Source organism: Mesorhizobium sp. M7A.T.Ca.US.000.02.2.1 (assembly GCF_003996995.1).
Taxonomy (GTDB): domain Bacteria; phylum Pseudomonadota; class Alphaproteobacteria; order Rhizobiales; family Rhizobiaceae; genus Mesorhizobium.
Genome location: NZ_RZTT01000424.1, coordinates 1 through 5012 on the forward strand (window position 1 = coordinate 1; position 5012 = coordinate 5012).

Annotated in this window: 4 protein-coding genes; all 4 read right to left on the reverse strand. The window is 67.6% G+C overall.

Features of this window, described 5'->3' with window-relative positions; translation table 11 throughout:
• Nucleotides 1-771, reverse strand: a 771-nt coding sequence (locus EOD15_RS28310; protein ID WP_210212210.1) for a hypothetical protein, incomplete at its 3' end; no start/stop codon positions are given.
• On the reverse strand, nucleotides 771-3800 hold the full coding sequence (locus EOD15_RS28315) for a phage tail tip lysozyme (RefSeq protein ID WP_127409052.1): 3030 nt from the start codon (nucleotides 3798-3800) through the stop codon (nucleotides 771-773). The genes EOD15_RS28310 and EOD15_RS28315, both read right to left, overlap by 1 nt.
• The gene (locus tag EOD15_RS28320; RefSeq protein ID WP_127322804.1) at nucleotides 3800-4363 is read right to left on the reverse strand and encodes a hypothetical protein; all 564 of its coding nucleotides are present in this window, start codon (nucleotides 4361-4363) and stop codon (nucleotides 3800-3802) included. Before EOD15_RS28320 ends, EOD15_RS28315 begins: the two co-directional genes overlap by 1 nt.
• Nucleotides 4363-5012: hypothetical protein (locus EOD15_RS35985; protein ID WP_185929103.1), on the reverse strand; the 650-nt coding region annotated here is incomplete at its 5' end. The genes EOD15_RS28320 and EOD15_RS35985, both read right to left, overlap by 1 nt.

Consider the following 5012-nt stretch of genomic DNA (forward strand, 5'->3'; position numbering starts at 1 on the left):
GGACGTGCCGGGTATGGAGCGCAGCTGCAGCTCGCGCGTGTCGCTGGCGGCAGCGCCGGCCGCCTGTGGCGCGGCCGCGCCGGCCGGCCTTGCCGAGGCGGCGACATCGGCGCCCCAGGCCTCGCGGTCGGCATGCAGGGTCGCTTCCAGCGTCTTGCGTTCGGTGCGCGACAGCAGCGCGCCGGCGCCGGTGCCGAGCAAGCCGCCCAGCAACGTTGCCGTGCCGATGCCGGTGGCCACATCGCCGGCGCTGTAGTGCGGCGTGGTCGCCGCCATGACGCCCTCGCCGATCGCCGCTCCGACACCGCTGGCAACGGCGACATCGCCGCCTATGCGCAGCGCCCGGTAGCCGGCGGCCGCGCCGGTGAACACCTTGGCCACGGGCAGGAACACGGTCGGGTCGAGCAGGCCCATGCCGACCATCGCCGCCGTGCCGAAGCGGCCGGACCGTGCCAGCGTCCCCATCGCCGCGTCGTCTTCGTCGCGCTCTTGCATGATCGCCTTGGTTTCGTCGGCGTTGCGCGAGTAGGCGAAAGGCTCGGGGTCGCTCTCGTATTTGGTGCCCTTGATCATGTCGAACGGGTTGTGCTCGGGATCGGTCACCACCTCGTCGCGGTTTTCCAGATAGCGCCAGGCGCGATAGGGCCAGTTGGCGACGACGCCGGCCGCGCCGAGCGTGGCCATGGCGCCGGGCGCTTCAGCCGGGGCAGTTTCCGCCGCCAGCGGCCGGCCGACGCGGAACGGCACATAATCGTCGGGAACGCTGGGCATCAATCCTTCTCCCGGGCGCGCAGCGCGGCGCGCACCTGTTCGTGCCGGCGCTTGCGATCGGCATAGCCCGACTTCTGTTCGCCGGCGATTTCCTTGATGCGCTTGGCGCGCATGGCCATGTCTTCCGGTGTCGCCGGCCGCCAGGGCGGATAGAACGGGCCGATGGCGGTATCGGCGCGCAGCACCAGCCAGGGGTCGTTCTGGGTGCGGCGTTCTTCCTTGGCGCGGTCCACGGCGACTTTCTGGGCGGCGGCCGGATCGAAATAGTGGCGCAGCACCCTGCCCTGGTCGTCGGTCACCAGTTCATCCATGCCGGTTTCGGGATTGATGACCGACATCAGATAGCCGGGTTCCTCGCCGCGATCGGCGGCGGCCTTGGTCTTGCCGTCCGCGACCAGCGAGAGGTTTTCCAGCTTGATGCCGCGTTCGGTCGCCACCGCCGCCAGTTCGTCGCCCAGCCACGCCTTTGAGCCGCCGACAGCCGGATAGTGTTCGTCGGGCGGATAGGGCATCAGGCGGCCGCCATTGGTGCCGTAGACGCTGGTGACGCCCCAGATGCGGCGCATGCGCTCCACCGCTTGCGTCTGCGCCTGGTTGGCGTCTTGCGTCGTTGCATAGCGCTCGCCGGCGATGGTGACGAAATCATTCATCATCATGCGCTTGGTGTCGGCGTCGATCGGCGCGCCGGCAGAGTACAGCCGGTTATCGTCCAGCTGCTTGACCACCTGTTCGAACGGCACCTTTCGCGCTTCGGTCTCGCCCTTGCTGACCAGCGGCTTGACGCGGTCCTGCCATTTAGGGTCGTTGCGTTCCTTCAGCCACATAGCGGTCTCTTCCGGCGAGGCGTAGCGCAGCCGCGCCTGCCAGTCCTGCAGCTGGTCGACCGCTTCATCACCGAAGGTATGCCCCACCTCGGAAAGATCGCCTTGCGTCGACAGATAGTCGAGCTGCGCCATCACCGTGGCGTGCTTCTGCGGCGAATTCGATTTGAGGTCGGCTTTCATCGCCGAAACCTCGTCCGGCCGGTAGAGCATCACCGGCGTGTCGAAGAGGCCGGCAACGTCCTGCGCCTGCTCGCGCCTTGCGTTCAGCGTCTCGGCGAGCTTTTCAGGCGACGAGGCATCGATCGGAACAAGCTCTATCTTGCCGGTTTCGGCGGCATAGCCCAGCGGGTCGGCCTTGATGGCCTTGTCCTGCGCATCGAGCTTCTTCTCCGCGAAATTCAGCGTCTCGATGTCTTCATCGGTCGGGTTCTTGCCGAGCTTCTTGCGCAGATCCTCGACATAGGCGCGGCTCTGCGCCGGCGGCAGGTCGCGAATGGCCGTTGCCACCGACACCTTGCGCCTGGTCGCATCCACAACCTGCTGGCCGTTCGGTGCGGATCTTGCGTCGAGCTCGAGCTGTGTCAGCGCAGCCGGGTCGGCGTCATAGCCGGCCGCGATGCGCTCGGCGATGGCGCTGCCGCGTGCGGCAAGGTCGCCGGCGGCCTTGGTGGCTTCGCGGCGCTTGCGATCCTCCATGGCGATCAGCCTGGTGTTGATATCGGCGTAGCCGTCGCCGTCGAGGCCGGCAACGCCGCCATCCTGCAGATCGCCGGCCATTTCGGCGCGCATGGTCGCGATGCCGTCAGCATCGAGCTTTTCGGCCTGGGCAAGATAGAAGCCGCCGGCGACATCGTTGCGCTTGCCGATCTTGGCCTTGGCGGCATCGTCGGGATCGATGATGCCCTGCCGCACGGCGCTGTCGAAATAGGTGTCGACCGCCGCAAGGCTCGACGCCAGCGCACTGTCGGCCCCCGGCGAATCGGGGTCGAGGTTTGCGGTCTGCCGCGCGATATCGGTTGAAAGCTGACTGCCACGCTCGATGAACGCGGCATATTGCTGCTTTTCCACCTTCCGGGCGAGGTTTTCGCGCGCCTGGCCGAGATACGAACCGGCCAGCCGATCAAACCCGACATCATAATCGGCCTCGATTTCCGGGAAGATGTGGTCGTTCTTCAGCGTGCCCTTGAGGTCGCCAAGCGCTTTTTCCAGCTGGGCCGGATCGTCGCGGTATTTTTCGAAAACCTGTTGCGTGGTCGAGCGCATTTCGCTGTCGACCTGCTGCAGGTAGACCTTGGTGCCTGCTTCATCGAAGGCGCGGCCGCGAATCGTGTCCGTGCCGGTCGGGCGGAAGGTGCCGCCGCTTGTGGTCACCGTGGGCGGCGCGGCGGCCGGCGGTATCGCTGCCGTCGTGTCGACCGCCGCCGGTATGGTATCCCCGGTGGGATTCGCGGTTACCGGGGCGCCGTAGATCGACCTTGCCGCCGCTAGGCGGGTGTTCCAACCGTGGGCGCCGGCCGGGTTCTGCGGTGTCCAGCCCTGCGGCCGCTCGAAGCCGACTGCGGCGGCGGTCGCTTCCTCGACGGTGCGGGCAGCGGCGAGACGACGGCCGGCGCCGGCTTCCGTCGTTTTCAGCTCGTGCATGGCGAAGTCGAGCTGGGTTTCGAAATCATTGGTCGGCTTGCCCTGCGCCGCGGCGAAGGCTTTCAGATTGCGGGCGCGCTTGCCGTTCCATTGGGCAATGCCGATCGAATCGGAACCATCCGTGCCATCGCCGGGATTGACCGCGTTGACGTTGAACTTGCTTTCGCCGCTGAAATTGCCGAGCAGCCCGGCGGCGAACACGTCGGACACGCCATATTTGCTCATCAGGTAGGATTTGCCACGCGCCGCCAGCTCGTCAGGCTTGCCGGCCGGCGCAGGGCCGGCGCGGGTCTCGCCGACAGGCCCGTAACCGCCAGCGTCGCCGCCGCTAAAGCTGGCATTCGGCCGCCCTGCCAGCGCGGCCTGCTCGCCGGCCAGCGCCCCTTGCCGCGCCGCCTGGCGATCGGCGATCTGCCCGGCCTGGGCGGCCATGCGAAACAGACCTTCCGATGCGCGCTGCAGCAGCTCGCCGCCCTGGCGCGCCACCGGCAACAGGCCATCGGCCAGCACCGGTTCGACTTGGAACGGCCGATAGCTGACCGGTTCGAGACGCTTGGTTACCATCAGCCGCGCTCCGAATAGGACAGCACATTGTCGAGGCCGCCGGACAGCGCGTTGAAGATGCCCATGCGGCGCGCGGATTTGGCGGCCGCGCGGTAGCTGGCGGCGCGTTCGGCCAGCCGCGACACGCGCGACATTTCCGTGCCGGTCGCCGTGGTCAGGCCAAGGTCGGCCTCGCGGTAGGCGTCGGTGCGCGCGGCTTTCGCGGTGCCGAAGGAGAGGTCTACGCCGGAGCCGGCATAGGCAACGTCCTGCGCGCCGAGCGCGGCCGCCATCTGTTTCTTGATCGAGGTGCGCCGATTGATGCCTTGCAGGGTTTCCTGCCCCTGTTCGGCCTCCGCGTCATTGGCAGCCAGCTCGTTTTGCGTCCCCTCGGCATTGCCGGCGCCGATCGCCGAGACGACGCCCAGCACGGTTGCCGTGCCCTGCAGGATGGAGGCCAGCGAAATGCCCGATCCGGCGGCGGCCGCGCCTGTCGTTGCCGCGCCGGCGGCCGCCCCTGTCGCGGCCGCGCCACCGCCGATGCCTAGCGCGCCCAGGACCGGGGCAAGTAGGAGCTGCACCATCAGAGTTTCGTCCCCATTGCGATGTCGCGCACCCGCAGTTCGCCGGGCCGCTTTTGCGTGATGACGGCGGTCGTGCCTTCCATCATGCCCATGAGGTCGGCGCCGTCGACCGTCAGAAGCTTGGTTTTCAGCGGCATCGGCGCGTCGACCGGGTCGGATGTCTCGTGCAGGATGATGTCCTGCGGATCCTCGCCATTGGCGCCCACGGCGATGCTGCCGGTGTCGGCGATGTTGACGTGCAGGGTGTGGATGCGGCCGGGGCGCAGGATCACTTCATCATTGCCGGTGACCAGCACCTGCGGCATCGATTCCCAGCGCGGCGCGATCCAGCGGCCGACAAGTGCCGAGGCGTAGGCGTCGCCGAGCGCGATCGAGCCGGCGACGCAGGTGAACGGCCCCAGCACATAGCCATCGGCATTGGCCCACAATTCGGCGCCGTCCTCGTAATCCAGCCCCGATATGACGCCGCCGAGGTCGGGCACGGCGTTGACCGCGTCCTGCAGGTAGATCGACGGATCATAGATCTCGATCGAGTTTCGGCCGGTGCGTTCGTTGGCCAACCACAGCGTATTCTTGCCGTCGACGCCGATTTCCCGCACCAGGCCGCCGGCGGCGCAGAGCCATTCGCAATAGCCGTTGATGTCCTGGT

Excerpts from the sequence above, each read along its gene's own strand:
- EOD15_RS28315 (WP_127409052.1), bottom strand. The coding sequence starts at position 3,800 with ATGGTAACCAAGCGTCTCGAACCGGTCAGCTATCGGCCGTTCCAAGTC.
- EOD15_RS28320 (WP_127322804.1), bottom strand. The coding sequence starts at position 4,363 with ATGGTGCAGCTCCTACTTGCCCCGGTCCTGGGCGCGCTAGGCATCGGC.